This is a genomic window from Achromobacter sp. 10T422 (assembly GCF_056394065.1).
Window position 1 is genome coordinate 228,839 of record NZ_JBFTHD010000006.1, and the last position, 26,562, is coordinate 255,400.

Sequence of the window (26,562 nt, forward strand, 5' to 3'; positions counted from 1 at the left end):
GTACGGGTACGAATCCGCCAGCATTCGCTACCATAGGCCACCATGAAACTCACCATTGATCATCTCGTCATTGCCGCGGCGGATCTTGCCAGCGGTACGGAATATGTCGCTGACCTGTTGGGTATTGCGCCCCAAGGCGGTGGCGCGCACCCGCGCATGGGGACCCACAACCGCGTGCTGGGCATGGCGGACGGCGTGTATCTGGAGGTCATCGCCATTGATCCCGATGCGCCCGCCCCCGAGCGGCCACGCTGGTTCGGGCTGGATCAGGGCGCGATGCGCGCGCGGCTGGAACAGGGGCCTTTCCTGGCGCATTGGGCCGCGCGGGTGGAAGCGCCGCTGGATCTGACCCACATGCAGGCCGAGCACCCCGACCGCATAGCGCCCGTCATCCCCATGACGCGTGGCGACCTGCGCTGGCGCTTGACGGTGCCAGACGACGGCAGCCTGCCCGTCTGGCGCGAAGCGGGCCACACGGTCGGCGATGGCCTGCTGCCCACGCTGATTCAATGGGATGTGGACACTTACCCCGGCGTCAGCTTGCCCCGCCAGCCCCTGAAACTGCTGCGGCTGACCGGTCACCACCCGCAGGCGGGCTTGCTGCGCCAAGGGCTGACCTGGATGGGCGCCGATACCCTGATCGACCTGGAACAAACTGACGGCCCGCCGCGCCTGACTGCGCTGATCGACACGCCACACGGGCAGAAGACCCTGGCGTAGATCGTGGCCCCCCAAAAAAACCAACCGGAGACTCCGCATGACCGCCACCCGCAAACGCTTTGACGACGAGCCCTATCTGGACCAGTGCCAAGCCACCGTCATCGCCGTCAACCCCGAAGGCGTCGAGCTGGACGAGACCATCTGCTATGCCCGCAGCGGCGGCCAAGCTGGCGACAGCGGCACGCTGACCCTGGCCGACGGACGCGTCCTGACGCTGGCAGACACCGTCTACGCCGACGACCGCCAGCGCATCCTGCACGTGCTGACGCTGGCGGACGGCGACACGCCCCCGCAAGTGGGCGACCGCGTCACCGTCGCCATCGACTGGGCGCGCCGCCATCGCCTGATGCGCCTGCATACCTGCCTGCACCTGCTGGGGTCGCTGGTGCCCGCACCCGTGACGGGATGCAGCATCTCGGCCGACTCCGCCCGCATCGATTTCGACCTGCCCGAATCCACGCTGGAAAAAGTGGAACTGACCGAACGTCTGAACGCACTGATCAGCCGCGACATCGACGTCACCGTGAACGGCATCACGCCTGAGGAACTGGCCGCGCAGCCTGACCTGGTGCGCACCGTGGGCGCCGCGCCGCCGGCAGGCACCGCCAAGATCCGCATCATTGAAATCCCGGGGGTAGACCGCCAGCCCTGTGGCGGCACCCATGTGCGCAATACCCGTGAAATTGGCCCGGTGGCGATTGCCAAGATCGAAAAGAAAAGCCGCACGAACCGCCGCGTGGTCGTCAATTTCGCCTGAAGCTCCGCCGTAGAGCTTTACCGAGAAGCTCCGCCGTAACGCTTTACCGTGAAGCTTTACCGTGAAGCTTTACCGTGAAGCTTTACCGTGGAGCTTTACCGTGAAGCTTTACCGTGAAGCCCTCGAACGTTGCGATAAAAAAAGCCGCGATTCACATCGCGGCTGTTTTTCTCCAGCAAGCCCCTTCACGCTTTTTTCCACCAACGCCAGGGCGCGCGCAACGGCCATTGATACTTGCTGCACAACACGCGCGGCGCCAGCACATGGCCAACCAGCACGGCGATGCCGGCCGCCGTCATCACATCCGACAGGTAGTGGTCCAGGTTAACCAGGCGGCTCATCGCCACCAGCGTGGCCAGCAGCAGAAACGCCACGCGCCAGCGCGGGGCCAGGATGCTCAGCACCACCGCCACGGCGAACGCCGCGTAGGTGTGGCTGGACGGAAAGGAATTGAACTGCTGCACGCGCGAAAAGGACTCGCCCAGGCCGTAGATGCCTTTCTCGAAAAACAATTCAGGACGGGCGCGCGCCACCGAACGCTTGAGCACCAGCACAATCAGCCCGCCCACCGCCATGGTGGACAGCATCAGCAAGCTGCCGCGCGCCATGCTGGCATAGCTCATGCGCAAGGGGTTGCGCCAGCCGCGCGCCAGGCCCACCAGGCCGATCACGTAGAACGCCAGCGCCACGCCAATGTACGGGCCGCTTTCACCCATCTGCCCGACCCATTCGAACGACTCGTTCACGCCGTCGGACACCGACTGCTTGATCCAGATGGCCAGCGGCAAATCCACCCAGCGCGCACACGCGCCCGCCAGCAGCGCCAGGCCGGCGCCCAACAACAGCCAGACGGCCAGCGAAAACGGGTTGCGAACCTCGTCCTGCACAGGCAGGCCAGGCGCGGCGGAGGCGGCAGGAGCGGCGACCGGAGGCGTGAGAGGGTTGGAGTTCATCGGTACCGCTCAAAGAGAATAAGAAATGTTACTGCGGGCTGAAATTCGGCCGGCTCGCTATCGTAACGGCGCCCGCGCGCCAGACCAAGAAACAATTTTCACGCAAGGGTTAAAATCCCGCCTTTCCACCCCTTTCAGCCCCCGGGATCTACACCCGTCACGGCGAACATCATGCAAGCAACCTCCCTCAAGCGTGAAAACGCGCCCGCGCGCGATGGCGACACCGCCGCAGCCCCCAATTCCGACGCCCTGGCCGACGTCCTGGCCGCTACCGAAGCCGGTTCCCCCCGCAAGCTGTACATCCGCACCTTCGGCTGCCAAATGAACGAGTACGACTCGGACAAGATGGCTGACGTGCTGCGCGACGACCAGGGCCTGGAACTGACCGACAACCCGGAAGAGGCCGACGTCATCCTGTTCAACACCTGTTCGGTGCGCGAAAAGGCGCAAGAAAAAGTGTTCTCGGACCTGGGCCGCGTGCAGCACCTGAAAAAGACCAACCCGAACCTCGTGATCGGCGTGGGCGGCTGTGTGGCCAGCCAGGAAGGCGAGGCCATCGTCAAGCGTGCGCCTTACGTGGACGTGGTGTTTGGCCCGCAGACGCTGCACCGCCTGCCCGACCTGATCGCGCGCCGCCGCGCCGAAGGCCGGTCGCAAGTAGACATCAGCTTCCCGGAAATCGAAAAATTCGACAACATGCCGCCCCCGCGCGTCGATGGGGCGACGGCATTTGTGTCGATCATGGAAGGCTGTAGCAAGTACTGCAGCTTCTGCGTCGTGCCGTACACGCGCGGCGAAGAAGTCTCGCGCCCGTTCGAAGACGTGCTCGTTGAAGTGGCTGACCTGGCCGACCAGGGCGTGAAGGAAGTGACGCTGCTGGGCCAGAACGTGAACGCCTATCGCGGCAAGATGGAAGGCACGGACGAAATCGCCGACTTCGCCATGCTGCTGGAATACGTGCACGAAATTCCCGGCATCGAGCGCATCCGCTACACGACCTCGCACCCCAAGGAAATGACGCAGCGCATGGTGGACGCCTACGCCCGCCTGCCCAAGCTGGTGTCGTTCCTGCACCTGCCCGTGCAGGCCGGCAGCGACCGCGTGCTGGCCGGCATGAAGCGCGGCTACACCACGCTGGAATTCAAGTCGGTCGTGCGCCGCCTGCGCGCGGCCCGCCCGGACCTGACCCTGTCTTCCGACTTCATCGTGGGCTTTCCCGGCGAAACGGAAGAAGACTTCGAAAAAACGATGAAGCTGATCGAGGATGTCGGTTTCGACACGTCGTTCTCGTTCGTCTATTCCCGCCGCCCGGGCACGCCCGCCGCCGACCTGACGGACGACACGCCGCAAGACGTGAAGCTGCGCCGTCTGCAGCGGCTGCAAGCCCTGATCAACGAGCAGGCGGCCACCATCGCCCGCAACATGGTCGGCACGCGCCAGCGTCTGCTGGTGGAAGGCCCCTCGCGCCGCGATCCCAACGAACTGATGGGACGCACCGAGAACAACCGCATCGTGAATTTCGCCGCGCCCGCGCGGCTTATCGGACAAATGGTCGACGTCATCATCACCGAAGCGCACACGAATTCGTTGCGCGCCCGGGTGGCCGATGTGGACCGCGTTTCCCAAGAGGCTGAATGACCACTCCCCGCTCCCGCGCCCGTCGCAGCATGCCCGCCGTCGTCAGTCTGGATGGCGACAACACCCACCTGGCCAATCTGTGCGGCCCGCTGGACGAAAATTTGCGGCAGCTTGCCGACGGCATGGGCGTCACGCTCTCGCGCCGTGGCAGCCGCGTCACCATTGAAGGCGAACGGGCCGAGCTGGCCGGCCGCGTACTGCGCCGATTCCACGAACAGGCCGTACACCGCGCCTTGTCGGTGGATGATATCCAGCTGGGTCTGGTGGAAATTGGCGTGGGGCGGCAAGAAGACAAGCCCGAGGCGGAACAGGCTCGCGAAGCCGATCCGCTGCCGGCCCTGGACGACGAAAGCGACAGCATCGCGCTACGCACCAAGCGCAGCGACTTGCGTCCGCGCACGCCGCGCCAGCGCGACTACCTGAACAACATCCTGAAGCACGACATCACGTTTGGCGTCGGCCCGGCCGGCACCGGCAAGACCTGGCTGGCCGTGGCGTGCGCCATCGACGCGATGGAACGCGACACCGTGCAGCGCCTGGTGCTGACGCGCCCGGCGGTTGAAGCCGGCGAGCGCCTGGGCTTTCTGCCCGGCGATCTGGCCCAGAAGGTGGACCCGTATCTGCGCCCCCTGTATGACGCGCTGTACGACTTGATGGGGTTCGAGAAGGTGCAGCGCCTGTTCGAAAAGCAGACCATCGAAATCGCCCCGCTGGCCTACATGCGCGGCCGCACGCTGAACCACGCCTTTGTCATCCTGGACGAAGCGCAGAACACCACGCCGGAACAGATGAAGATGTTCCTCACGCGGATCGGCTTTGGCAGCAAGGCCGTCATCACCGGCGACCCGTCGCAGGTGGACCTGCCGCGCGGCCAGGACAGCGGCCTGGCCCATGCGGTCAAGGTGCTTGAAGACGTGCAGGGCATCGCCACCACCCGTTTCACCAGCCGCGATGTTGTGCGCCACCCGCTGGTCGCCCGCATCGTCGACGCCTATGACCGCGCCTCTGAAAATGACGCCTGAGCTGTCCCTGTCCGTCCAGTACGGGGTTGAAGAAGCCCGCCTGCCCCGCTGGCGCCTGCGCCGGTGGGCGCAGCGCGCACTGGCCGCCGCGGCCGAAGACGGCCTGGTCGATTTTTCGGCCGCCGAACTCAGCCTGCGGCTGGTCGGCACGGCCGAGGGCCGCCGCCTGAACCGCGATTTCCGCGAGCGTGACTACGCAACCAATGTGCTGACGTTCGAGTACGGCGTCGACCCGCTGGGGGTCGCGCGCGGCGACATCGTGATGTGCGTGCCCGTGCTGGTGCGCGAGGCCCGCGAACAGCGCAAAGCCCTGCTGGACCACGCTGCCCACCTGACCATCCACGGCGTGCTGCATTCGTTGGGCTATGACCACATCAAAGCCCGCGACGCCAAGCGCATGGAGGCCCTGGAAACCGCCACGCTGGCGCAGATGGGCATCACGGACCCGTACCTCATTACGGAATAACGGCGTTCGGGTCTACCCCTAGAAATTGCGGAAAATGGCGGCCAGCAAGGCGCAGATGCCGTCGTTTGGACCCATTTTCAGGGGCGCAGTTACAAACGGGAAGCCAGTTTCGGTTATGCTGGCCCCTCCATAACTTGTCCTCCCGGACGATGTCTGACCCTTACCCTGCTCCCGAAGCGACCTCTGCTCGCTCAGCCAAACCCGCCACCAAATCCCTTCTAGACCGCCTGCTTTCCCTTGTGCGCCGAGAGCCCGAGGACCGCGAAGGCATCAAGGCCATTCTGGAAGCCGCCCACGACCGCCACCTGCTGGACGCGGAGTCCTACAAGATGATCAAGGGCGCGCTGGCCGTGTCCGAAGGCACTGTTGGCGACATCATGGTCCCGCGCTCGCGCATGGATCTGCTGGACGTCACGCAGCCCATCCCGTATCTGGTGGCCTCGGTGATCGAAACCGCACACTCGCGGTTCCCGGTCTACGAAGGCGATCGCGACAACATCATCGGCATCCTGCTGGCCAAGGATCTGCTGCGCTGCATGCTGGAACCCGGCATTGAAGTGCGCACGCTGGTCCGCCCCGCCGTGTTCATCCCCGAATCCAAGCGCCTGAACGTGCTGCTGCACGAATTCCGCGCCAGCCGTAACCACCAGGCCATCGTCATCGATGAGCATGGCGGCATTTCGGGCCTGGTCACGATGGAAGACGTGCTGGAACAGATCGTCGGCGACATCGAAGACGAGTTCGACGAAACCGAGGAAGACGAGATCTTCCCCGAAGGCGAGAACCAGTGGCGCGTCTTGGCGGCCACCGACATCTCGCACTTCAACGAGGTGTTCGGCTGCCAACTGCCGGATGACGAATACGACAGCGTCGGCGGTTGGATGGGCGGCCAGTTGGGCCGCATTCCTCGCCGCGGCGACATCGCCGAATTCGACGGCCTGCGCATGGAAGTGGCTCGCGGTGACGCGCGCCGCGCCATCTGGCTGCGCGTCAAGCGCAACAACCCCACCCAACCCCCCCGCCCCAACGACGACGCATGAGCCGTACCCCGCGCAGCCGACTCCTGCGCGGCGCCGCCGGCCTGATGCTGGCGGGCGCCGTGCACGCCCTGACTTTTGCGCCCGGCCCCTTGCCGGACTGGGCGTTGGCCATCACGCAAATCCTGGCGCTGGCCATCGCCGCGCGGGTCACCTTGACCGCACCGTCGGCCAAGCAGGCCTGGATGCGGGGCTGGCTGTTTGGATTCACCACGTACGCGGTGGGCCTGTATTGGCTGTTCATCAGCATGCATCGCTACGGCGATCTTGCCGCGCCGCTGGCTGTGGCCGGCGTGCTGGCCTTGTCTGCCTTCCTGGCGTTGTTTCCCGCCACGGCCAGTGCGCTCACGCGCCGCTTTGCGCCGCTTGCGCCCGACTCAAAACCGTCCGCCATCCTGGCCTCCACGTTGACGTGGGCCGCCATGTGGGCGGGTTTCGAATGGCTGCGCGCGGTGCTGCTCACGGGCTTTCCGTGGCTGAACATCGGCTACGCCCATGTGGACAGCCCCATCGCGGGCTGGGCGCCGGTGCTGGGCGTGCACGGCATGGCGTTTGTGGCGGCGTTCGTTGCCGCCGCCATCGCCAGCCTGTGGCAACCGTCGCGCAAGAAAGCGATGGATTCGCGCCAGGCCATGGCGGCGGGTATCGCGGTGGCGCTGGCTGCCGCGGGCTGGCCGCTGTCGCGCGTGGACTGGTCATCGCCCACCGGCGACCCGCTGAATGTGCGGCTGATCCAGGGCAACATCGAGCAATCGCAAAAATTCGACCCGGCGCTGCTGGAACAAAGCCTGGTGCGCCATCTGGAAATGACGGCCTTGCCGCCCGCCGCTGGCGTGCCGGCGCCGCAACTGGTTATCTTGCCGGAAACCGTGCTGCCCGTATTTCAGGACCAGCTTGATCCGCGCATCTGGGACGCCTGGCGCGGCGTGGCGGCGCGCGGCAACATGACCATTGCCATGGGCGTGCCGCTGCACGACCGCATCAACGGCCGCGAACGCTACACCAACAGCGTGATCGGATTCGACGGCAACACGCCGGTCGAGCAACTGGTGGGCGGCAGCACGGCCATGCGCTACGACAAACGCCATCTGGTCCCGTGGGGCGAATACGTGCCGCCGGGCTTTCACTGGTTCGTCGACATGCTGAACATTCCGCTGGGCGACTTTGATCGCGGCGGCGAACGCCAGACGCCGTTCGCGGTGGGTGGCCAGCACATCGCGTTCAACATCTGCTACGAAGACCTGTTCGGCCCCGATCTACTGCCGGCCTTGCAACCCGGCGACAACGGCGAACCGGGCGCGACCATCCTGGTCAACGTCAGCAACCTGGGGTGGTTTGGCGATTCCTGGGCCTTGCGCCAGCACTTGCAAATTGGCCGCCTGCGCACGATGGAAACCGCGCGCCCCATGCTGACCGCCACCAATACCGGCATCACCGCCGCCATCGACGCCAAGGGCCACGTTGCGGCTCAGCTCGCGCCGCTGCAAGCGGGCGTGCTGCCGGTGTCGGTGCAAGGCATGACCGGGTTGACGCCCTATGCGCGCTTCGGCGACAAGCTGGCGTTGGCGCTGGTGGGCTTGGCGCTGATCGCCGCCATCGGTACTGGCCGGAAATCCCGCCGGCCCTGATCCCGTATCAAGCGAACAGGCGCCGCCCCTGATCTCCAATCAAGCGAACAGGGGCCGCCCCTGTCTTCGTATCAGGCGAACAGGTTGGCGGGCAGTTTGCCGCTGTCTTGCGGCGGACGCAGCGGCCCCGAACCCGCGCCCGTCAGCTCAATCGCTTCGGCGATGATGTCCAGATCGTCACTATCCAACTCCAATTCCGCCGTCCCCAACAGGCCATTGACCTGCGCGGCGCTACGCGCGCCCACGATGGCGCCCGTGACGCCCGGCCACGCCAGCGTCCAGGCGGCCGCCACCGCCGCCACCGTGGTGCCATGCTGTTCAGCAATGGGTTTGAGCGCGTCGGCCAAGGCCAGATTGCGCTCCAGATTCGGGGACGTAAATTCCGCGTTGCGTGAACGCCAGTCATCCGCTGGCAGCGCCCGCGCTCGCGCCGCCGAGAAGCCGCCGGTCAACAGACCGGACTGCATCGGGCTGTAGACGATGACGCCCACATCGTGCTCCGCGCACCACGGAATCAAATCGGCGCCCGCGCCGCGTTGAATGGCCGAAAACGGCGGCTGCAACGAATCCACCTGCCCCAACCCACACGCGTCCTGCAACTGCGCCAGGTTGTGGTTCGACAAACCCACCGCCGCGACCTTGCCTTCCTGCTTCAAGTCGAGCAAGGTCTGCCAATAGGTTTCGATGGGCGTGTCGTCGCCCGCCGGCCAGTGCATTTGGTAGAGGTCAATGCGCTCTATACCCAGCCGGCGCAGCGAGTCTTCGACTTCACGGCGAATGCTGGCGGGGGCTCCTGTGCGGCGAGGCATCGCTTGCGGATTTTCCGTGGACCACGTCAACCCGCATTTCGTGAAGACATAAGGCCGTTCGGCGGGCGCCATCTGCGCCAGCGCGCGGCGCACGATCTCTTCGGAATGCCCCAGCCCGTACACCGCCGCGGTATCGATCCAGTTGATGCCGCGATCTACCGCCAGACGTATCGCGGCAATCGAGTCCGCGTCGTCCTGCTGCCCCCAGCCGACTGCCCATCCATTGCCGCCGATTGCCCACGCGCCGAGTCCGATGCGCGTAATGTCCATGCCACTGCGGCCCAGCGGCCGAGTGGGTAAAGAAGTGTTTGTGCGCATGCCGGATGTCTCAGGTTGGCGCGGCGCTTTTTTTTTGCTTGAAAGCCGCATGATGAACAAAAAAATTTCCCTTCACGATATCACTGTCACAAGCCTTTGATTTTTCTGGATTCTGCACCAATCGCCCGGCACCCGCAGCCGAAAAATCGCTCAAGAAATGCGCAAAAAAAGGCGCCCTGCCCCTAATTTTTTTGAAGTTTTATGCTTTTTGCGCCACATCGACTTGCACACCCGATTTTGTTCGTGCATAATCTCGTTTCTTCGCCAACGGCACTAAACAAAACCGGCAACGAACTACGAAAAACGCACCATAAAACGTGTGTTCAACTCGTAAAACGTAGCAGGAATTGATTAGAGAAACGGGGGTATAGCTCAGCTGGGAGAGCGCTTGCATGGCATGCAAGAGGTCAGCGGTTCGATCCCGCTTACCTCCACCAGTCAACAGCGAAGAATGCGGTACAGCAAGTCCAAGTCCCCTTCGTCTAGAGGCCTAGGACATCACCCTTTCACGGTGAGTACAGGGGTTCGAATCCCCTAGGGGACGCCAGTTTACTGGCAGCAGTAAAGCAGTAGATAAGTGCAGTTGAAGTGACAAAGTAGTTGAGTAAGCCGCTGCGGAGCGGTAGTTCAGTTGGTTAGAATACCGGCCTGTCACGCCGGGGGTCGCGGGTTCGAGCCCCGTCCGCTCCGCCAAAAGCTCTCGCTCTGAGTCTTTCAAGAGCTCCGTCTTCGGGGCTTTTTGCTTTTATAGAGTGTGAGACCTTGTTGTCTGTAGTGTGAGACATCAAGTGCCCTGGGGGGTATAGCTCAGCTGGGAGAGCGCTTGCATGGCATGCAAGAGGTCAGCGGTTCGATCCCGCTTACCTCCACCAGTAAGCAGTACAGTAGTAAAGTTGTTTGCAGTTCTGTTAGTTCAGGTCCCCTTCGTCTAGAGGCCTAGGACATCACCCTTTCACGGTGAGTACAGGGGTTCGAATCCCCTAGGGGACGCCAGCTTTTCTGGCATGCAGTACCTAGTAATATCAAGCTGCCTTGACACCGCAGTGTAGTAATGAAGTTCAGTTAAGCCGCTGCGGAGCGGTAGTTCAGTTGGTTAGAATACCGGCCTGTCACGCCGGGGGTCGCGGGTTCGAGCCCCGTCCGCTCCGCCAAGCACTTTGTGCTTGTCAGCATCGCAGCATGCAAATCGCAGTACCCGCCTAGAGCTCCGGATTCCGGAGCTTTTTGCTTTTCAGCGCCTGCATTTTTTCAGCGCCTGCATTTTTTCAGCGCCTGCTTTTTTCATGCGCCTCTCTTTTTCAGCGCCCGCACTTTTTTCGTGCATGCCACGCATGCGATTCGATGCGCGAGCGCCGCGCCTCTCTCTACCCTCCCCCCCGCCGCTAAGACTCGTTCGTTTTGCCCTCTGGACAGCATCGCCATGCGCCTGCATTCTGTGTGCTCATGCCATGCGAACCCGAAGAGGACTACGTGACCGCAAACGCCGCCGCCCCCCACGCGCATCGCCAGCACCTGCAGAGCATCATCGCAGGTTTGAATGAAGGCATCATCGTGCTTGAACCCGACGGCTCCATTGCCTGGGCCAATGACAGCGCACTTGAGTTGCACGGCGCAGAATCATTGGAAGCACTGGGCGACACGCCCGCCGGCTATCGCAAGCATTACACACTGACCTATCGCAACCATCACCGCGTGCCTGCGCGCCAGTATCCGCTGGACCGCCTGGCCGCTGGCGAAGCGTTCGATGACTTGCTGCTGGACCTTGGCCGCAAGGACGACGAAGACTTCCTGCGCAACGTCCGTGCACGCGGCTTGAATCTGGAAGGAGACAGCGGCGCCGACTACCGCGTGCTGATCCTGCATGACCAGACCGAGCAAATCAACGCCGAGCAGCGCTTTGAACGCACCTTCGGCGCAAACCCCGCGCCCGCGCTTATCTGCCGCTTGTCAGACCTGCGCTACGTCAAAGTGAACCAGGGCTTTCTGGAAATGACGGGCTACACGCGCGACGCCGTGCTGGGCAAGTCGGCTTATGAACTGGATGTGCTGGACGGCGGCGAAGACAAAGAAGAGGCCGTCGCCAAATTGAACGAAGGCGAGACCATTCCCCAACGCGAAGGCGTGGTGAAGCTGGCCGATGGCGGCGCCAAGTTCGTGATGGTGGCGGGCCAACCCATCGACATGCAGGACGAGCCCTGCATGCTGTTCACCTTCATCGACCTGGAAGCGCGCAAGCGCACCGAACTGGCGTTGCGGGAAAGCGAAGAGCGCTTCTCGAAAGCGTTCCTGCTTGCGCCCGTGCCAATGGCGGTATGCGAAGGCGACACGCTGCGCGTGCTGGACATCAATGACGCGTTTGCGGCGGCGACCGGCGCTTCGCCGGAAGCAAGCGTGGGCGAAGTGCTGACCGACGTGGGCTTGCAGCCCTACGAAGGCATGGCCACGAGCCTGAAGCGCGGGGACAGCGCGCGCAACCGCGAGGCCACGCTACGCACGCAGGAAGGCGACACGCTGAACTGCCTGGTATCTGCCGAGCCCGTCATGATCGGCGGACAGCGCCGCCTGCTGATCGTGATGCAGGACATCACCGAACGCAAACGCTCTGAAACCGAACTGCTGACTGCGATTGAAGCGGTGATGCAGGACACGTCGTGGTTCAGCCGCGGCATCATCGAAAAGCTGGCCCAACTGCGCGAACCCGCGCCCGCCTCTCGCGACGTCGCCGAGCTGTCGCAACTGACGGCACGTGAACGCGAGGTGCTCGGCCTGCTGTGCCAGGGCCACGATGATGATGGCATCGCCAAGAGCCTGAATTTGTCGCGCAATACGGTGCGCAACCACGTAGCCACCATCTACAGCAAGATTGGCGTGCATCGGCGCAGCGCGGCCATTGTGTGGGCGCGCGACCGAGGCATCACGGGGCACGAAGCGGGGCGCGCGAAGGACAAACCCGCCAAAGACTGACCTTGGCGCTTGGTTATTTACAATTTGAATCAAAATATCCGGGGTGTTCGCGTCGGCGAAGATGCCATCGCGTTAGACAACGCCGCCTGCTTAAATCGCCTATTTGATTCAAAAATGCCGGCAACCCGCCGGCATTTTCACGCCTGCGGCCTGCATTGCGCAAACCCTGCGCAGGTTCTTACGATCCGCCGATCCCGTGCTTGCCCGTTCCGGACAAGCGGCGCGATCCCCGTAAGACCGACAGGAGCCCGTTCATGCAGACCGCCTATATCCCCGTCCCGACAACGTCCAAGCACACGCCCGCCCCCGCCTGGAGCACCGCGGACATCATGGCGCTTTACGAGCTGCCGTTCATGGACCTGGTGCATCGCGCCCAGCAGACGCACCGCGCGCATTTCGACCCGAACGCCATTCAGTTGTCGAGCCTGCTGTCGATCAAGACCGGCGGCTGTCCCGAAGACTGCGCGTATTGCCCGCAGTCTTCGCATTACGACACCGGGCTGGATGCCGACAAACTGATGCCGCTGGACGAGGTTGTCGCCGCCGCCCGCGCGGCGCAAGCCGGTGGCGCGCAGCGCTTCTGCATGGGCGCCGCGTGGCGCAGCCCCAAGCCGCATCACCTGGAAGCCGTGGCCGAGATGGTGACCGCGGTGAAGGCGCTGGGCCTGGAGACCTGCGTCACGCTGGGCATGCTGCGCGACGGCCAGGCCGAACAGTTGAAGGAAGCCGGCCTGGACTACTACAACCACAACCTGGATACGTCGCCCGAGTTCTACGGCAAGATCATCTCCACCCGCACGTACCAAGACCGCCTGGACACGCTGGACCGCGTGCGCGACGCCGGCATCAACGTGTGCTGCGGCGGCATCGTCGGCATGGGCGAATCGCGCCGCGAACGCGCCGGGTTGATCGCACAGCTGGCCAGCATGGAGCCGTACCCCGAGTCGGTGCCGATCAACAACCTGGTCCAGGTGGAAGGCACGCCGCTGGCGAATGTGGATGCGCTGGACCCATTCGAATTCGTACGCACCATTGCGGTGGCGCGCATCACGATGCCGCGCGCCGCCGTGCGCTTGTCGGCAGGCCGCGAGACCATGGACGACGCCTTGCAGGCCTTGTGCTTCATGGCCGGCGCCAATTCCATGTTCTATGGCGACGCGCTGCTCACCACCGCCAACCCGCAGATGGAAGCCGACCAGCGTCTGCTGGAACGCCTGGGCATGCGGGTCGATGCAACGCAGCATCATGCCCAGCAGCCTGCGCAACCGAACGCGCAACAACACACGCAGCAGCATCCGCAACAGCATCCGCAACCCCACACGCAACCACGCGAAGGCGTCACGTGCCGCTGACCCCGGGCGTGCTGTATCTGCTGGCCAGCGTGGGGTGCAGCGTCACCGTTGCGGTGCTGCTGAAGCTGGCGCGCCGCTACGACATCGACGTGCGGCAGGCCATTGCCGTCAACTACGCGGTGGCCGCCCTGCTCTGCTGGGCCGTGCTGCGCCCGGACACGGCCACGTTGATGACGCCACACACACCGTGGGCCGTGCTGGCGGCGCTGGGCGTGCTGTTGCCCAGCGTGTTTCTGGCGATGGCGGCGGCGGTGCGGCATGCGGGCATCGTGCGCAGCGATGCGGCACAGCGGCTCTCGCTGTTCATCCCGCTGTTGGCGGCCTTCGTGCTGTTCGGCGAACCCGTCAGCGGCCGCAAGCTGGCGGCGATTCTGCTGGCCTTCACGGCATTGGCGTGCCTGTTGCGACGCGCGGGGTCCGGTCGCTCGGGACACCGTAACCCGATGCCCGGCCATCCGGCATCTGGCAGCCCGGCATCTGGCAGCCCGGCATCTGGCCACCCGGCATCCGGCGGCTCGTCTACTGGCCCAGCGGCACCGGACGGCCGAAGTCTGTGGGTCTGGCCGCTGGTGGTGTGGGCAGGCTATGGCGTCATCGACATCCTGTTCAAACAGGTGGCGCGCGCGGGTACGGCGTTCTCGGGCGGTTTGTTGTTGGCGTTTGTGCTGGCGGGGCTGCTGATGCTGGCCTATCTGCTGGCCCGCCGGGTGCGATGGGAGCGCCGCCATCTGCTGGCCGGCGTGGCGCTGGGGCTCGCCAACTTTGGCAATATCCTGACCTACATCCGCGCGCACCAGTCGCTGCCGGAGCATCCTGCGCTGGTGTTCGCATCGATGAACATGGGCGTGATTACGCTGGGTACGCTGGTGGGCGCGCTAGCGTTCCGCGAGCCGCTGACGCGCATCAATGCGCTGGGCATCGTGCTGGCGCTGACCGCGATCGTGCTGATGGCGCCCTGGTAAGGGCGCAGGGTCAAGTGCCGGTGCGGCGTTGGGGTTCGGAAGCGTCAGCCTCGGCTGCCGCTTCTGTCCTGGCGCCGATTGCCCTAGCGTCGACGGTTCCTGCTTCGGGGAGCCCACCAGCATGGGCTGCCCCAGCATCGGCTGCCGCAGCATGGGCTGCCCCAGCATGGGCTGCCCCAGCTTCTGCTGCCCCAGCTTCTGCTGCCCCAGCTTCTGCTACCCCAGCTTCTGCTACCCCAGCTTCTGCTACCCCAGCTTCTGCTACCCCAGCATCGGCTGCCGCAGCCTGGGCTGCCTCAGCATCGCCCGCGACATCCGTCACAGGCGGGGCAGGCGCGGCCGACGGGTCGGGTTGCACCATTTCCATCGCAATATCGTTTTCAGGATCAACACGCGGGTCCAGCACCGCCGAGGCAGGCGAGCTTTGCAGCGTGTCGGGCATCGGCACGAAATGCGTTGGCGCTTCGTCGACCTGATGCGCGCCGGTCACGCGGGTCGGGCGCACCTGCCAGACCAGGATCAACGCGCAAGCCGAGATGAACACGTAGTACATGCTGGGGCCAGCCAATGACATCAGCAGCCCCGCCACCATGGGGCCGATGCACGCGCCCACGCCGTAGGTCATGAGCAGCACGGCGGACAGGCTCACGCGGCGCTCGGATTCAACGTGGTCGTTCGCGAACGCCGCGCCCAGCGGATACAGGGTGAATTGCAAAATGCCGAACACGCACGACAGCGCCACCATCGCCCAATACGGCAAGGTCAGCCAGCCCCACATGACCGTGGGCAGCAGCACCAGCAGCAAGGCGTTGAAACGGATCAGGCCCGCGCGGTTGATGCGGTCAGACAGCCAGCCCATCGGCCATTGCGACAACAGGCCGGCGGTAACGGCGGCCGCGACAAAGATAGCCGCCTGCGACGTCGACAAACCATGCTTGGCGCCATAGACGGCAGCCAGGCCATAGAAGGCGCCGGATAGATTGCCCGCCACGAACAACACCGTCATCGACAACGGCACGCGGCGCATGAAGAAGCGGATATCCAGCGGCGCAGGCAACGGCGTGGGCGGGTGAGAACGCGCGGTAACGGCAATAGGCACCAGACACAGCACCAGGCACATCGCGACGAGCGTCAAGGGACGCAGGTCCAGCGTGGCGTAGGCGGTCAGCGCCAGTTGCCCCAGCACCGTGCCCAGCCCGGACACCACCATGTACACCGAGAACACCCGGCCGCGCTGATGGTTTTCCGTCTGCTCATTCAACCAGCTCTCGATGACCATGAATTCGGTCACCATCACCACGCCTGAAATCACGCGGAACACCAGCCACAGCGGCATGGAGTCGACCAGCGTCTGGGCCAGGATCATGCTGGTGGCGATGGCCGCACAGGCAACGAACGCGCGGATATGTCCCACGCGGATGATGAGCTTGTGCCCCAGCCGCGCCCCGCACACCAGGCCCAGGTAGTAGCCGGCGATCAACGCGCCGATCCACACTTCGCTGACGGACTGTGACGTCAGCCGAAGACCCATATAGGTGTTGAACAGACCCGTGCCGATAAGCATCAGCAAGGTCGCGAAGTACAGCGACGAGAAAGAGGAGATGGTGGCGAGCATGGCGTTGGCAACCGCTGCTGGCAATAGCACGGCAGGCTGCAAAGGCAACCTGCCGCGTTGAGCGGTAAGACAGGAACTACGTTAGATCAGACTTGCGACAACATCGTGGCGGCGTCGCTGACTTCGAACTTGCCAGCCGCTTCCACGTTCAGTTGCTTGACCACGCCGTCGACGATCAGGGCCGAGTAGCGTTGCGAACGCACGCCCATGCCGCGCGCGATCAGGTCCAGTTCCAGACCCAGTTCCTTGGTCCACAGCGCCGAGCCATCGGCCAGCATGCGAACCTTGCCTTCGGTCTTCTGTTCACGGCCCCAGGCGCCCATGACGAAGGCGTCGTTGACGGACACGCACCAGATTTCATCCACGCCCTTGGCCTTCAAGGCGTCGGCTTGTTCCACGTAGCCAGGCAGATGCTTGGCGGAGCAGGTCGGGGTGAAAGCGCCCGGCACGGCGAACAGAGCGATGGTCTTGCCGCGGGTCAGGTCAGCGACCTGGAACGCGTTGGGGCCCAGCGAGCAGCCGGCGGTTTCGGTTTCGATGAATTCGGTCAGGGTGCCATCCGGCACGCGGTCGCCGACTTTGATCGTCATGTAAATCTCCAGGATGTAGGGGGTGATGCATTGAGGCAGGAGCGCCTCACATCCGCCATCATAGTTCCTGTATGGCTCACTTGCTGCGTGAGACCGCGCAAGGAAAGAAAGTCGCACAGTCTGAAACGACTCCATACCCTGGCTACATGGCGAGGAAACGGCTGCTTGCCATAATGATGTAGTAACCCACGCCCGCGGCGCTTGGGGTTCCCGTGTGTGTTCAGTGCTATTTCCAGCCCTGCGGGCATTGAGCGGAGATTCAATGATGCGAAAGATCTTGACCGGCTTGGCTTGGGTCCTGGCCACCGCAACGGCCCCGGCCTGGGCCGCCCCGGATGCGGCCGATCAGGCCCAATACGATTCCTTCGTTGTCGCGGCAGGCGCCTCCAATGGCGCGGCCCGTGCTTGTGGCGCATCGGAACCGGATTTGGCGCAGCATCAGGCGACGTCTAAGAAAAACCTGATGCAGTACGCAGAGGAGTATGGATTTTCGTCTAAGGAATACGAGGGCTTGTTTCAGAAGGGCCTGGGAGACGGGAAGACGATGATGGAGGATATGAAGCGGTCTGGCGTAGATGGATGCCGGGGCGTGCTGGGGAGCTTTCAGAACGAGCGGGTGATGGGATATGAGGAGATGAAGGGGGTGTTGGCAGAGGTTAGTGATGGGTTGCCGGGGGAGAAGGCGCAGTAGCTTTTTTTGACGTGGGGTTGTTGGTTCTTAAGGCGCCCGACGGGCCGGTGCCTGGGGGTGGGCGGGTCAACGATTGCGGTCCGGAGCCTTCGCTCCGGACGCTCCCTTCGTCATCCTCGTTGCGGCCTGCGGCCGCTGCCTTCGGATTCCCTCGGGCTTATCGACTCCCCGCCCACCCCCAGGCACCGGCCCGTCGGGCTCTGCTGGTTGAATCTTGGCGGCCCCGGGGGAGAACGGTGTGCTTGGGGTTCTGCTGCACCAAGAGAGGTGGTGGAAGATCTTGCGGGGCCCGCCCCCGGCCGGCCGCGCGGGCGGCCTTGGGGGGCTTACGCGTTGTGGTGCATCGTGACGAAGTTCGCTTCGCGTGTGGCTGCTGGGCGCCGGTTCTTTTTGGCGCTGGTGGCCGTTTGAAGCAATTTGCGGTGTCGTCCCTTGTCGGCCGCGCGGGCGGCCTCGGGGACTTGGCGGTGTCTGACGTTGGGATGATGCCGCTGTGCGCTTGCAGAAAGTGGCCTTGCGGGGCTTGCCTCAACCCGGCCGCCTGGGCGGCCTTTTGAGGCTATCGTGATGTGCTGCGTCGTGACGGTGTTGATTGTCTTCGTGGGAAGAATCGCTTGACGATGTTGATTGTCTACGTGGGAAGAATCGCTTGCCGCGATTGCTGCTGCAAGTCACCCGAAACCTATCATTCACCCAAGCATGATGCCCGTCACTTGAACCCAAGTGCGTGGCGCGCAACGGGTTGCCATGCGCAAGACAGTGCGCGCCGCGCGCCACCCTTTACCCCCCCCAAAAAGCTGCGGCGGGCCATTAGAAAACCACTCCGCAAACTCGCGAAGCGAACACTGCTCAAACGCCCACCGCCGCGTATGCCGAGTAAGGCCGCCCGCGCGGCCGCCACTCGGCGGGCCCCGCAGCACTCGTGGCTAAGGCACACCCTAGCAGCTCGACATGCCAAGACAGCGGCAGCCCGTCGGCGCGATGGCCCTGGCTGCGCGCAACCTCGATGCGCCCGAGGGAATCCGAAGGGAGCCGAAGGCGGACAAGGATGACAACGGGGCAGTCCGGAGCGAAGGCTCCGGACCGCAATCGTGGGCGCGCGCAGTCAGGGCCACTGCGCCGACGGGCGACCTACGAAGACCGTCAACCGTCCCACGAAGACCATCGACCACCCCACGAAGACCGTCAACCGTCCCACGAAGACCATCGACCTCCCCACGAAGACCGTCAACCGCCCCACGAAGACCATCAACCGCCGCAAAAAAACTCCCCCTAAACTCCAAGCCCGTTCTGCTTGAACCAATCCAACATCCGCGTCCAAGCCTGCTCCGCCTCCGCCTTCCGATAAGACGGCCGATAGTCCGCATGAAACGCATGCGGTGCATCCGGATAGACATCGATCCTTGACGCCTTGGCCGCAGCCGGCCCCTTCGCCAGTTCGATCCGCATCTTATCCACGTCCGTCTGCGGAATCCCTGCGTCCTTGCCGCCGTACGCGCCCAGCACCGGCGCCTTCAGCTCGTTCACCAGGCTCAACACCGACTTCGGCTTCAGCTCGCTCGGTTCGCCCGCCAATTGGCCGTAGAACGCCGCGCCGGCTTTCAGTTTCGGGTTGTGGGCTGCGTACAGCCACACTTGGCGGCCACCCCAGCAGAAGCCCACGATGCCCAGCTTGTCAGCGTCGCCGCCATTCGCCGCCGCCCATTTCGCCGTCGCATCCAGGTCGCCCTGCACTTGAATGTCTGGCACTTTGCCGATCACCTCGGCTTGCAGCTTTGGAATCTCGGTGTACTTCGACGGATCGCCCTGGCGCGCGAACAGCTCCGGGGCAATCGCCAGATAGCCCAGGTGAGCCAGACGGCGGCAGACGTCCTGGACATATTCATGCACCCCGAAAATCTCGGACACCACAATCACCGTCGGCAGATTCTTCTTGCCCTGTGGCGCGGCGCGATACGCAGGCATCTTGCCGTCAGTCGTGGGGATATCGATCTTGCCGGCCGTCAGCCCCTTGGCGTCCGTGGCGATGGCGGTCTGAGCCACGGCGGGGCCGGCTGCCAGCGAAAAGCCGGCGGCGACGGTTGTGGCGATGAAACCCCGGCGGTCCAGCCGCAAAGGCGGCAACAGGCTGTCGAAGTGCGCGTCCTGATCTTTCATCGAGAATCTCCTGGCAAAAGTAGGCCGGGGGACGCGATGCGCACCCCCGATTGACCGGCTGGTTTCACTTCAGGGAGAAGTCCACGCGCGAGGGTTGCCCCTCGTCCTTGATGCCGTCCGCGTCCAGCTGCGGCGCAACGATGAAGACACGATCCGCGAGTCCTTCCTGGGCTTGCAACTTCTCATACACCGCCTGCGCGCGGGCATCCGCCAATTGGCGTAACTGCTCATCCCCCACCGGCGCCACGCTGCGCAACATTGCTTCCATCTGGTCCGGCGGCACCGACTTCGACATGCCGATGAAGTTGCGCGGCTTGTCCTTGATGTCGGCGTCGTCGTAGACGGCTTCCAGATACTTCGCGCGTTCAGCGGGCGAAACCTTGACGCCCGCCACGTTCGGCTTCTTGCCGCGCGGCGTGGTGTCGGCGGCCTTGGCGGCGCGGATCTGGTTGTCGACCCAAGCTTGGCGCAGGCCGTCCAGATCGGTCTTGGGATCGGCGCGGCCGCTGATGTCCATCTTCAATGCAGGGCGATCCGTCAGCGCTTTGGTCAGCGTGTCGATACGCTTGAGCGTGTCTTCCGTCAGCGCCGCGCTGCCAGGCGCGAACTCCACGTAAGACAGTTCTTCGCCGCCCCCGAAAGCAGAGGCCAGCAGGCTGAACGGCGACGTCACCGCTTTGACCACCAGGTTCATCAGCACGCGCACCACGATGCCGCCCACCGAGAACTCGGGGTCGTCCAGCGAACCCGAGATCGGCAGGTTGATATCGATATTGCCACGCGAATCCTTCAACAGCGCCACGGCCAGCAGCACCGGCAGTTTGGTGGCGTCGGGGCTGTTGGTCTTGTCGCCGAACGTCAGCTGGTTCAGCACCACGTGGTTCGAGGCTTGCAGCGCGCGGTCCTTGATCTTGTATTCAAGGTCCACCGACAGCTTGCCGCGCTTGATCGGGTAGCCGACGTACTTGGCCGAATACGTGTTGAAGCGCGGCAAGTCCACGCCCTTGGCCGACGCCTTCAAGTCCAGCGTCAGGAACTTGGCGAAGGGCTGCACGATGCCGCTGATCGACAAAGGCGCCGTGGTGTAGACGCGACCCGTCACCTTGACCTTGGCGGGCTGCGGATTGGTGGACGATACGGCCGTGATTGCGCCTTCGATGGCGGACAACTCCGCCACGTAATTCGGTTTGACGAAGCGGTCGGTAAACGTCATGCGGCCGCGCGTCAGCGTGACGCTGTTGACCGCAATGTCCGGCATGCCCGCGCTTGCACTGCCCGAGCTGCCCTTGGCTGCGGCGGCGGGCGCGGCAGCAGGCGGGGCCGCTTGCCGGCCCGGCGTCTGCGTGTCTTGCGTGATCGAGCCGCCTGCCTGCCCAGGCGCGGCGATCAGGTCCATCACGTTCAGCCGGCCCTGCGCGTTCAGCAGGATGCGGCCGTAGAAGTCTTCCAGCGCGATGTCGCCCAGCTTGGCCGCGATCTTGTCGCCGGCCACCGACACGTCCATGCCCACGAAACCCAAGCGCTTCCAGTTCAGGAAGTCGTCGTTGTTGACGCGGTCCTGCAAGTCGACGCCGGTGACTTCGACGCCGCCCTTCCAGTTGACCTTCATCGGCGCATTGCCGGCCGCGGCCGCGAAGTCGACGTTGCCTTTGGCGCCCAACGTAATGGCGCGCACCGTCGCATTCAGGCTGGATGCGGCATACGGCGCGAACGCGGCCACGTTCAGCTCGGACAAGTCCACCGACGACTTCAGCGTCAGCGGCTGCGGCGTGAATGCGCCCTTCAAGTCCAGCTTGCCGTTGCCCTGGATGCCGGCGGCAGCCACCGTGAAGTTGCTTTGCCCTGGGCCCATGGCCAGGCGGTCAGCGGTGACGTGCAGCGTTTGCAGGGCGATATCCAGCGCGGGCTTGAGCGATTCGTCGCGCGCCTTGAATTGCGTCAGGTCGGCTTGCACGGCCGTGGCGGACGCATCAATCACGCCGCCCTTTTCTTTGACATGGACCTGCGCAGAGGCGCCCAAGCGGCCATCTTGCAGCAGGATCGGCGCCACGCTGCGCACGGCAGGTGCAAGCGGCGCCAAGGCGATGTTGCCCATCCGTACGCCCAATTCCAGCGACAGCGGCTTCAGCTCCAGCGGCCCCTTGGCGCGTATCCAGCCGCCGTCGGTGCTGTTGTCCACGGTCAGCCAGAGGTTGACAGGCTGGTCCTTGACCTCGGGGATCTCCACGCCTTCCACAGTGACGGCCATGCCGGTCATGACGTAATCGAGCTTGCTGATCGCGTCGGTGACGTAGAGCTCGCCTTCGTGCAGGTTGAAGGCATCCAGCGTCACTTTCCATTCCGCGGGAGCGGGGGCTGGCGGCGTGGTGGCGGCGGTAGCGGGTGCGCCGGGTGCGGCGGGCGTGTTCGGTGTGGGGGATGTGCCGGGCGCGGGCGGCGTGTTCGGGGTGGTGGATGTGCCGGGCGAGGCCGGCGTGTTCGGTGTGGTGGGTGTGCCGGGCGAGGCCGGCGTGTTCGATGTGCCGGGTACGCCGGGCTTGCTGGGCACGGCGGCCGCGTCAGGCGTGGCTGGGGTTTGTGCCGCACCGGCCTCCGGGGAGACCTGGGCCTTGGTTTCCGCCTCGGCCTTCGCCGCCGCCCCTTTGGGCTCCACCTTCAGCCCCATGTCGCGCTTGAGCTTGTCTGCGACCGGCGTTTCAGTCGGCGCAATGCCGCCCAGCTCCTTCAGCTTTGCGACGACGTCCTGCCAATTCAGATGTTCGTTCGTATAGCGGCGCACATGAATCTGCGGCGCCCACAGGCCGATTTCGCCGATATAAAGCTGGCGTGCAATCGGCTCCAGTTCAAGACGCGTGACCGTCAGCGCGCTCCAGGCGGCCAGGCGGTCGCCAGAGGTGTCATGCAGATCAAAGCGGCGCAGGCCCAGATCACCCACCACGCGGATTTTCGGCGGCGCGTCCTTGGGCTGCTCGAACACAACTTGAAGATTGGAATCCAGCAGCGCGCTGTCCAGCTTGAACGGCAGCGGCATCGGCCACACGTCCGCCCACTTTTCCAGTTGCAGGCCGTTGAAGGCCACGCGCAGGGTCGATGACGGCACCTTGTCGAACGGGCGGGCCACGCCCGTCAGGTCGAACGGGCTGCCGTTGATGCGCAAGTGCAGCCGGGGCTGCACGTCGATGTCGGTGGCGTAACCGAAGTTGGAAATGAACGGCACGCCCACGGCCAGCTCATCCACCACCTGCTTGCGGCCGGTGACTTTGTCATCCAGCGTGATGGTGCCGCCCTCGATCACCATGTTGTTCAGCGAAAAACGCGGCAGGCCTTCGTCGGGCTTGGGCGGTTCTGCGGGCTTGGCGGCGGACAATTCCTCAATGCGTTGGGAAATATCAGAGAAGTTGAAACGCGTGACGTCTTCGCGCACGACGCTGATGGTAGGCTGGCGCAGCGTCAGACGATCAACGACGGGCGCAAACCAGAACAGCGAGCTCCAGGCGGCGCTGGCATCCAGTTCGGCCAGCGTCAGCAGCGGTGTCTGCGAACCCGGCTGGGCAACGGCCAGGTCGCGGGCGCGGAGGGTGAGCGTGAAGGGATTGAAGCTGATCTTGCCGACGGAAACGTCGCGGCCAATCATCTTGGATACGTCGTCCGTCAGGACGTTGTGCAGTACCTTGGGGACTTGCCAGGCGGCAACGCCGAACAGGATCAGCACAAACGCCACGATGCCCACCAGGATCTTGCCGGCGCGCCGGGTGAGCCGAAGCTTTGGCATCCGCACGGGCATCGAGAGTCTCCTGATACGAGTTGAAGGCGATTATCGCGCCCTGGTTAACGCTCGTCTATCATAGGCGCAACAGCGGCCCGCCCGGCCTGCCGGGACCGCACTTTTCAAACATTAACAATTCTCGATCCCGATTCCCATGCCCCCGACCACCCCCACTTTGAGTCATCTGGATGAAGCCGGCCAGGTCCGCATGGTCGACGTCATCGCCAAGACGGATACCGAGCGCGTAGCGATTGCCACCGCCAGCGTCCGCATGAATGCCGTGGCCTATGGGCTGTTGACGCAGCCGGGCCAAGGCAAGGGCGAAGTGCTCAACACCGCGCGCGTGGCCGCCGTGCTGGCCGCCAAGCGCTGCGCCGAGCTGATCCCGCTGTGCCACAGCCTGCCGCTGGCGTTCGTCGGCGTGGACTTTTCTTTGGACGACGCCGCGCATCGCATCGACATCCTGGCCACGTGCCGCACCAGCTACAAGACGGGTGTGGAAATGGAAGCCATGATGGCGTGCAGCGTGGCCGCGCTGACCATCTACGACATGTGCAAGGCGGCCGACAAGGGCATCGTGGTTGAACAAGTTCGCCTTAAGTACAAGGCGGGAGGAAAAAGCGGTGAATGGCGCAACGATTAATCTCCTGTACTTCGCCCGCGTGGCGGAGCTGGTCGGCAAGCGCACGGAAAGCTGGCCGCTCGATGGCGACTCCACGGGCGCGCAACTGCTGTCCGCGCTGGGCGCGCGTTATCCCCAGCTGGAACCTGCCAGCCGTTTGAAGCTGGCCATCAACCAGACCCATTCCAAACCGACGGCCGCGATTCGCCCGGGCGATGAGGTCGCCGTGTTCGAACCCGTCACCGGAGGTTGAACGCCATGATCAGCGTCCAGGAAGCCGATTTCGACGGCGCCGCGCTGACGGCCGCGCTGCGTGACAGCGCCGGCCCCGGCGTGGGCGGCATCGTCACCTTCGTGGGCTATGTGCGCGACTACGCGCCCGATGCGCCCACCGACACGCTCTTTCTTGAACACTACCCCGGCATGTGCGAGCGCGAGCTCGAAGCCATTGCCGCCACCGCCCGCGAACGCTGGAAGCTGGCCGGCACCGTGATCGTGCACCGGGTGGGCGCGTTGCACCGCAATGCCCAGATTGTGTTCGTGGCGGCCGCCAGCGCTCATCGCGGCGACGCCTTTCGCGGCTGCGAATACATCATCGACGCGCTGAAGACGCGCGCCCCCTTCTGGAAGCGCGAGACGCTTGCGGGCGGCAGCAGCTTCTGGGTCGAACAACGCCAATCCGACCAGGACCGCACGGACTCCTGGGATGAAGACACCGCCCCCTCGAAGGAACGCCCATGAGCGAAGCCATCCCCATCTCTCTGGCCTGCGCCGTTCTGACCGTCAGCGATACCCGCAGCGCGGGTGACGACACGTCCGGCAACCTGCTGGCCCATAACCTGGCGCATGCGGGCCACCAGTGCGTGCGCCGCGACATCGTGCGCGACGACATCTACCAGATCCGCCGCGTCATCAGCGACTGGATCGCCGACCCTGAAGTGCAGATCATCCTGACGACAGGCGGCACGGGCTTCTCGCATCGCGACCATACGCCGGCGGCCATCGTGCCGCTCCTGGACCGCGAGATTCCCGGCTTTGGTGAACTGTTCCGCCAGATTTCCTACACCGAGATCGGCAGCTCCACCATCCAGTCGCGCGCGTTTGCCGGGTCGGCCAACCAGACGCTGATTTTCTGCCTGCCCGGATCGAACAACGCCTGCGAAACCGCCTGGGCGCAGATCCTGCGCGAGCAGTTCGACAGCAGCCACCGCCCGTGCAACTTCGCCTCGCACTTCAAGCCCACTGAAGAAGACCACTGACCCATGCTGGATTTTGATCAAGCCCAGACCCTGCTGGCCAATGCCGCAGGGCCGCTGCAACGCCGCGACGACATCCCCCTGAACGACGCCGCGGGCCGCGTGCTGGCAACCGACCTGGAAGCCACCGTGGACATCCCGCCGGCCGACAACAGCGCCATGGACGGCTATGCGCTGCGCGTGGCCGATTGGCAGGCCGGCGCCCGCCTGCCCATCCAGCAACGCTGCTATGCCGGCGACGTGCCCGAACCGCTCAAACCCGGCCACGCCATCCGCCTGTTCACGGGCAGCCTGATTCCCGATGGCGCCGATACCGTCGTCATGCAGGAAGACACGGTCGAAGCCGACAACCAGGTCGAGATCACACGCCAGCCCGCGCCCAACCAGCACATTCGCCGCCGTGGCGAAGACACGCTGACCGGCGCGCCCTTGCTGGCCGCAGGCACGCTGCTGCAAGCGGCGCACGTGGCGCTGCTGGCGTCGCAAGGGCTGGCCAGCGTGCCGGTCGTGGGCCAGTTGCGCGTTGGCATCCTGACCACCGGCGATGAGCTCGTGCCGCCCGGCACGCCGCGTGCGCCGGAACAGATCTACAACTCCAACGGCCCGATGCTCGCCGCGCTGGTGCGCGGCCTGGGCGCCCTGCCCGTGCACGTCTTGCATGCGCGCGATACGGAAGCCGATCTGCTTGCTGCCTTCAAGACCTTGCTGGCCGATTGCGACTTGGTGCTGAGCGTGGGCGGCGTGTCCGTCGGCGAGCGCGACCTGGTCAAGCCGGCGCTGGCCACGTTGGGCGGTGAACTGTCGCTGTGGAAGGTGCGCATGAAGCCCGGCAAACCGGTCGCGCTGGCAAAGATTGGCGGCACGCCCGTCGTCAGCCTGCCCGGCAATCCGGTGTCGGCCTATGCCGTGTTTGCGATGCTGGTGTCGCCGCTGGTGCGCCGCATGCAGGGCCGCGAAACCATCTTCCCGCCTGTCAGCCTGCTGCCTTTGCGCACCGAGCGTCCGCGTCAGGATGGCCGCGAAGAATTCCTGCGCGTCCAGTGCCGCACGGCCGAGCATGGCGGCAGTGAATTGGTGCCTTACGGCCACCAGGGGTCAGGCGTGATCAGCTCAATGCCGTGGGCAACAGGGCTGGCGCGCTTGCCGGCCGATGTCCTGGTCAACGATCAGGATCGTGTGCCGTACTACGACTTGCGCCACTGGCTGGCGTAGCGGGTGACGTAGCGGCTGGCGTGGCGG

23 protein-coding genes and 6 tRNA genes are annotated in these 26,562 nt (G+C 64.5%); 22 read left to right on the forward strand and 7 right to left on the reverse strand.

Annotated features, from left to right (window positions below):
* The first annotated feature begins 42 nt into the window (after positions 1–42).
* Both AC1DB0_RS17520 and AC1DB0_RS17525 read left to right on the forward strand, forming a co-directional pair.
* Positions 43–720, forward strand: a complete 678-nt coding sequence (locus tag AC1DB0_RS17520) for a VOC family protein (protein ID WP_476757993.1) — start codon at positions 43–45, stop codon at positions 718–720.
* Between the two features lie 37 nt (positions 721–757).
* Positions 758–1,477, forward strand: a complete 720-nt coding sequence (locus tag AC1DB0_RS17525) for an alanyl-tRNA editing protein (RefSeq protein ID WP_054422564.1) — start codon at positions 758–760, stop codon at positions 1,475–1,477.
* A 185-nt stretch (positions 1,478–1,662) separates the two neighbouring features.
* Here AC1DB0_RS17525 and AC1DB0_RS17530 read toward each other — a convergent pair whose 3' ends face one another.
* Positions 1,663–2,430 (reverse strand): phosphatase PAP2 family protein, encoded by a 768-nt coding sequence (locus AC1DB0_RS17530; protein WP_082387013.1) that lies wholly within the window; start codon positions 2,428–2,430, stop codon positions 1,663–1,665.
* A gap of 171 nt (positions 2,431–2,601) precedes the next feature.
* On the opposite strand from AC1DB0_RS17530, the gene miaB reads away from it, so the two are divergent.
* From miaB to lnt, 5 genes are all read left to right on the forward strand, one after another.
* Entirely contained in the window at positions 2,602–4,068 is a 1,467-nt protein-coding gene (gene miaB / locus AC1DB0_RS17535; RefSeq protein ID WP_054422565.1) for a tRNA (N6-isopentenyl adenosine(37)-C2)-methylthiotransferase MiaB, read from the forward strand.
* The gene (locus tag AC1DB0_RS17540) at positions 4,065–5,090 is read left to right on the forward strand and encodes a PhoH family protein (protein ID WP_054422566.1); all 1,026 of its coding nucleotides are present in this window, start codon (positions 4,065–4,067) and stop codon (positions 5,088–5,090) included. Before miaB ends, AC1DB0_RS17540 begins: the two co-directional genes overlap by 4 nt.
* Positions 5,080–5,556 carry an rRNA maturation RNase YbeY gene (ybeY, locus tag AC1DB0_RS17545; protein WP_156336562.1) on the forward strand — a complete coding sequence of 159 codons (477 nt, stop codon included), beginning with the start codon at positions 5,080–5,082 and terminating at the stop codon, positions 5,554–5,556. Before AC1DB0_RS17540 ends, ybeY begins: the two co-directional genes overlap by 11 nt.
* Before the next feature lie 149 nt (positions 5,557–5,705).
* A complete protein-coding gene (locus tag AC1DB0_RS17550; protein WP_441372332.1) occupies positions 5,706–6,596 on the forward strand; it encodes an HlyC/CorC family transporter in 891 nt (296 codons plus the stop codon).
* Positions 6,593–8,221 carry an apolipoprotein N-acyltransferase gene (lnt, locus tag AC1DB0_RS17555; protein ID WP_054422569.1) on the forward strand — a complete coding sequence of 543 codons (1,629 nt, stop codon included), beginning with the start codon at positions 6,593–6,595 and terminating at the stop codon, positions 8,219–8,221. The genes AC1DB0_RS17550 and lnt overlap by 4 nt, the downstream gene beginning before the upstream one ends.
* Positions 8,222–8,292: 71 nt before the next feature.
* Here the strand turns inward: lnt and AC1DB0_RS17560 are convergent, their stop codons facing one another.
* On the reverse strand, positions 8,293–9,348 hold the full coding sequence (locus tag AC1DB0_RS17560; protein ID WP_476757992.1) for an aldo/keto reductase: 1,056 nt from the start codon (positions 9,346–9,348) through the stop codon (positions 8,293–8,295).
* A 10-nt stretch (positions 9,349–9,358) separates the two neighbouring features.
* Positions 9,359–9,502 carry a hypothetical protein gene (locus AC1DB0_RS17565; RefSeq protein ID WP_447982422.1) on the reverse strand — a complete coding sequence of 48 codons (144 nt, stop codon included), beginning with the start codon at positions 9,500–9,502 and terminating at the stop codon, positions 9,359–9,361.
* A 207-nt stretch (positions 9,503–9,709) separates the two neighbouring features.
* On the opposite strand from AC1DB0_RS17565, the gene AC1DB0_RS17570 reads away from it, so the two are divergent.
* The 9 genes from AC1DB0_RS17570 to AC1DB0_RS17610 all read left to right on the forward strand — a co-directional run bounded on the left by AC1DB0_RS17570 (position 9,710) and on the right by AC1DB0_RS17610 (position 14,626).
* A tRNA-Ala gene (locus tag AC1DB0_RS17570) sits at positions 9,710–9,785 on the forward strand.
* A 34-nt stretch (positions 9,786–9,819) separates the two neighbouring features.
* Positions 9,820–9,895 (forward strand) — tRNA-Glu (locus tag AC1DB0_RS17575).
* A 69-nt stretch (positions 9,896–9,964) separates the two neighbouring features.
* Positions 9,965–10,041 (forward strand) — tRNA-Asp (locus tag AC1DB0_RS17580).
* A 103-nt stretch (positions 10,042–10,144) separates the two neighbouring features.
* Positions 10,145–10,220, forward strand: a tRNA-Ala gene (locus tag AC1DB0_RS17585).
* Between the two features lie 45 nt (positions 10,221–10,265).
* Positions 10,266–10,341 (forward strand) — tRNA-Glu (locus AC1DB0_RS17590).
* A gap of 81 nt (positions 10,342–10,422) precedes the next feature.
* Positions 10,423–10,499: transfer RNA gene (locus AC1DB0_RS17595), tRNA-Asp, on the forward strand.
* Between the two features lie 319 nt (positions 10,500–10,818).
* Entirely contained in the window at positions 10,819–12,312 is a 1,494-nt protein-coding gene (locus AC1DB0_RS17600) for a helix-turn-helix transcriptional regulator (RefSeq protein ID WP_420840162.1), read from the forward strand.
* A 254-nt stretch (positions 12,313–12,566) separates the two neighbouring features.
* Positions 12,567–13,664, forward strand: coding sequence for a biotin synthase BioB (gene bioB, locus AC1DB0_RS17605; protein WP_476757991.1), 1,098 nt, complete (start codon positions 12,567–12,569; stop codon positions 13,662–13,664).
* Positions 13,661–14,626 (forward strand): EamA family transporter, encoded by a 966-nt coding sequence (locus tag AC1DB0_RS17610; RefSeq protein WP_476758054.1) that lies wholly within the window; start codon positions 13,661–13,663, stop codon positions 14,624–14,626. The genes bioB and AC1DB0_RS17610 overlap by 4 nt, the downstream gene beginning before the upstream one ends.
* 10 nt (positions 14,627–14,636) lie before the next feature.
* Here AC1DB0_RS17610 and AC1DB0_RS17615 read toward each other — a convergent pair whose 3' ends face one another.
* Positions 14,637–16,241: an MFS transporter gene (locus AC1DB0_RS17615; protein ID WP_476758053.1), complete on the reverse strand. Its 1,605-nt coding sequence runs from the start codon at positions 16,239–16,241 to the stop codon at positions 14,637–14,639.
* Between the two features lie 86 nt (positions 16,242–16,327).
* Positions 16,328–16,831: a peroxiredoxin gene (locus AC1DB0_RS17620; RefSeq protein ID WP_054422572.1), complete on the reverse strand. Its 504-nt coding sequence runs from the start codon at positions 16,829–16,831 to the stop codon at positions 16,328–16,330.
* A gap of 265 nt (positions 16,832–17,096) precedes the next feature.
* Here AC1DB0_RS17620 and AC1DB0_RS17625 point away from each other — a divergent pair, with 265 nt between their 5' ends.
* On the forward strand, positions 17,097–17,522 hold the full coding sequence (locus AC1DB0_RS17625; RefSeq protein ID WP_175171512.1) for a hypothetical protein: 426 nt from the start codon (positions 17,097–17,099) through the stop codon (positions 17,520–17,522).
* Between the two features lie 1,272 nt (positions 17,523–18,794).
* On the opposite strand, the gene AC1DB0_RS17630 is transcribed toward AC1DB0_RS17625, so the two are convergent.
* Together AC1DB0_RS17630 and AC1DB0_RS17635 are read right to left on the reverse strand one after the other, a co-directional pair.
* Positions 18,795–19,679: a dienelactone hydrolase family protein gene (locus AC1DB0_RS17630; protein ID WP_054422573.1), complete on the reverse strand. Its 885-nt coding sequence runs from the start codon at positions 19,677–19,679 to the stop codon at positions 18,795–18,797.
* A gap of 64 nt (positions 19,680–19,743) precedes the next feature.
* Complete coding sequence (locus tag AC1DB0_RS17635; RefSeq protein ID WP_476757990.1) at positions 19,744–23,463, reverse strand: DUF748 domain-containing protein; 3,720 nt, start codon at positions 23,461–23,463, stop codon at positions 19,744–19,746.
* Between the two features lie 136 nt (positions 23,464–23,599).
* Here AC1DB0_RS17635 and moaC point away from each other — a divergent pair, with 136 nt between their 5' ends.
* The 5 genes from moaC to AC1DB0_RS17660 are packed head-to-tail and all read left to right on the forward strand — an operon-like array spanning position 23,600 to position 26,535.
* Positions 23,600–24,088 (forward strand): cyclic pyranopterin monophosphate synthase MoaC, encoded by a 489-nt coding sequence (gene moaC, locus AC1DB0_RS17640; protein WP_175170036.1) that lies wholly within the window; start codon positions 23,600–23,602, stop codon positions 24,086–24,088.
* On the forward strand, positions 24,069–24,320 hold the full coding sequence (locus tag AC1DB0_RS17645) for a MoaD/ThiS family protein (RefSeq protein WP_054422576.1): 252 nt from the start codon (positions 24,069–24,071) through the stop codon (positions 24,318–24,320). The genes moaC and AC1DB0_RS17645 overlap by 20 nt, the downstream gene beginning before the upstream one ends.
* A gap of 5 nt (positions 24,321–24,325) precedes the next feature.
* The gene (locus tag AC1DB0_RS17650) at positions 24,326–24,808 is read left to right on the forward strand and encodes a molybdenum cofactor biosynthesis protein MoaE (protein WP_054423294.1); all 483 of its coding nucleotides are present in this window, start codon (positions 24,326–24,328) and stop codon (positions 24,806–24,808) included.
* A complete protein-coding gene (moaB, locus tag AC1DB0_RS17655) occupies positions 24,805–25,326 on the forward strand; it encodes a molybdenum cofactor biosynthesis protein B (RefSeq protein WP_476757989.1) in 522 nt (173 codons plus the stop codon). Before AC1DB0_RS17650 ends, moaB begins: the two co-directional genes overlap by 4 nt.
* 3 nt (positions 25,327–25,329) lie before the next feature.
* Entirely contained in the window at positions 25,330–26,535 is a 1,206-nt protein-coding gene (locus tag AC1DB0_RS17660; RefSeq protein ID WP_476757988.1) for a molybdopterin molybdotransferase MoeA, read from the forward strand.
* Positions 26,536–26,562 lie beyond the last annotated feature (27 nt).

Coding starts and splice junctions, on each gene's coding strand:
- AC1DB0_RS17520 (WP_476757993.1), top strand. CDS start 43: ATGAAACTCACCATTGATCATCTCGTCATTGCCGCGGCGGATCTTGCC.
- AC1DB0_RS17525 (WP_054422564.1), top strand. CDS start 758: ATGACCGCCACCCGCAAACGCTTTGACGACGAGCCCTATCTGGACCAG.
- AC1DB0_RS17530 (WP_082387013.1), bottom strand. CDS start 2,430: ATGAACTCCAACCCTCTCACGCCTCCGGTCGCCGCTCCTGCCGCCTCC.
- miaB (WP_054422565.1), top strand. CDS start 2,602: ATGCAAGCAACCTCCCTCAAGCGTGAAAACGCGCCCGCGCGCGATGGC.
- AC1DB0_RS17540 (WP_054422566.1), top strand. CDS start 4,065: ATGACCACTCCCCGCTCCCGCGCCCGTCGCAGCATGCCCGCCGTCGTC.
- ybeY (WP_156336562.1), top strand. CDS start 5,080: ATGACGCCTGAGCTGTCCCTGTCCGTCCAGTACGGGGTTGAAGAAGCC.
- AC1DB0_RS17550 (WP_441372332.1), top strand. CDS start 5,706: ATGTCTGACCCTTACCCTGCTCCCGAAGCGACCTCTGCTCGCTCAGCC.
- lnt (WP_054422569.1), top strand. CDS start 6,593: ATGAGCCGTACCCCGCGCAGCCGACTCCTGCGCGGCGCCGCCGGCCTG.
- AC1DB0_RS17560 (WP_476757992.1), bottom strand. CDS start 9,348: ATGCGCACAAACACTTCTTTACCCACTCGGCCGCTGGGCCGCAGTGGC.
- bioB (WP_476757991.1), top strand. CDS start 12,567: ATGCAGACCGCCTATATCCCCGTCCCGACAACGTCCAAGCACACGCCC.
- AC1DB0_RS17615 (WP_476758053.1), bottom strand. CDS start 16,241: ATGCTCGCCACCATCTCCTCTTTCTCGTCGCTGTACTTCGCGACCTTG.
- AC1DB0_RS17620 (WP_054422572.1), bottom strand. CDS start 16,831: ATGACGATCAAAGTCGGCGACCGCGTGCCGGATGGCACCCTGACCGAA.
- AC1DB0_RS17625 (WP_175171512.1), top strand. CDS start 17,097: ATGCGAAAGATCTTGACCGGCTTGGCTTGGGTCCTGGCCACCGCAACG.
- AC1DB0_RS17630 (WP_054422573.1), bottom strand. CDS start 19,679: ATGAAAGATCAGGACGCGCACTTCGACAGCCTGTTGCCGCCTTTGCGG.
- AC1DB0_RS17635 (WP_476757990.1), bottom strand. CDS start 23,463: ATGCCCGTGCGGATGCCAAAGCTTCGGCTCACCCGGCGCGCCGGCAAG.
- moaC (WP_175170036.1), top strand. CDS start 23,600: ATGCCCCCGACCACCCCCACTTTGAGTCATCTGGATGAAGCCGGCCAG.
- AC1DB0_RS17650 (WP_054423294.1), top strand. CDS start 24,326: ATGATCAGCGTCCAGGAAGCCGATTTCGACGGCGCCGCGCTGACGGCC.
- moaB (WP_476757989.1), top strand. CDS start 24,805: ATGAGCGAAGCCATCCCCATCTCTCTGGCCTGCGCCGTTCTGACCGTC.
- AC1DB0_RS17660 (WP_476757988.1), top strand. CDS start 25,330: ATGCTGGATTTTGATCAAGCCCAGACCCTGCTGGCCAATGCCGCAGGG.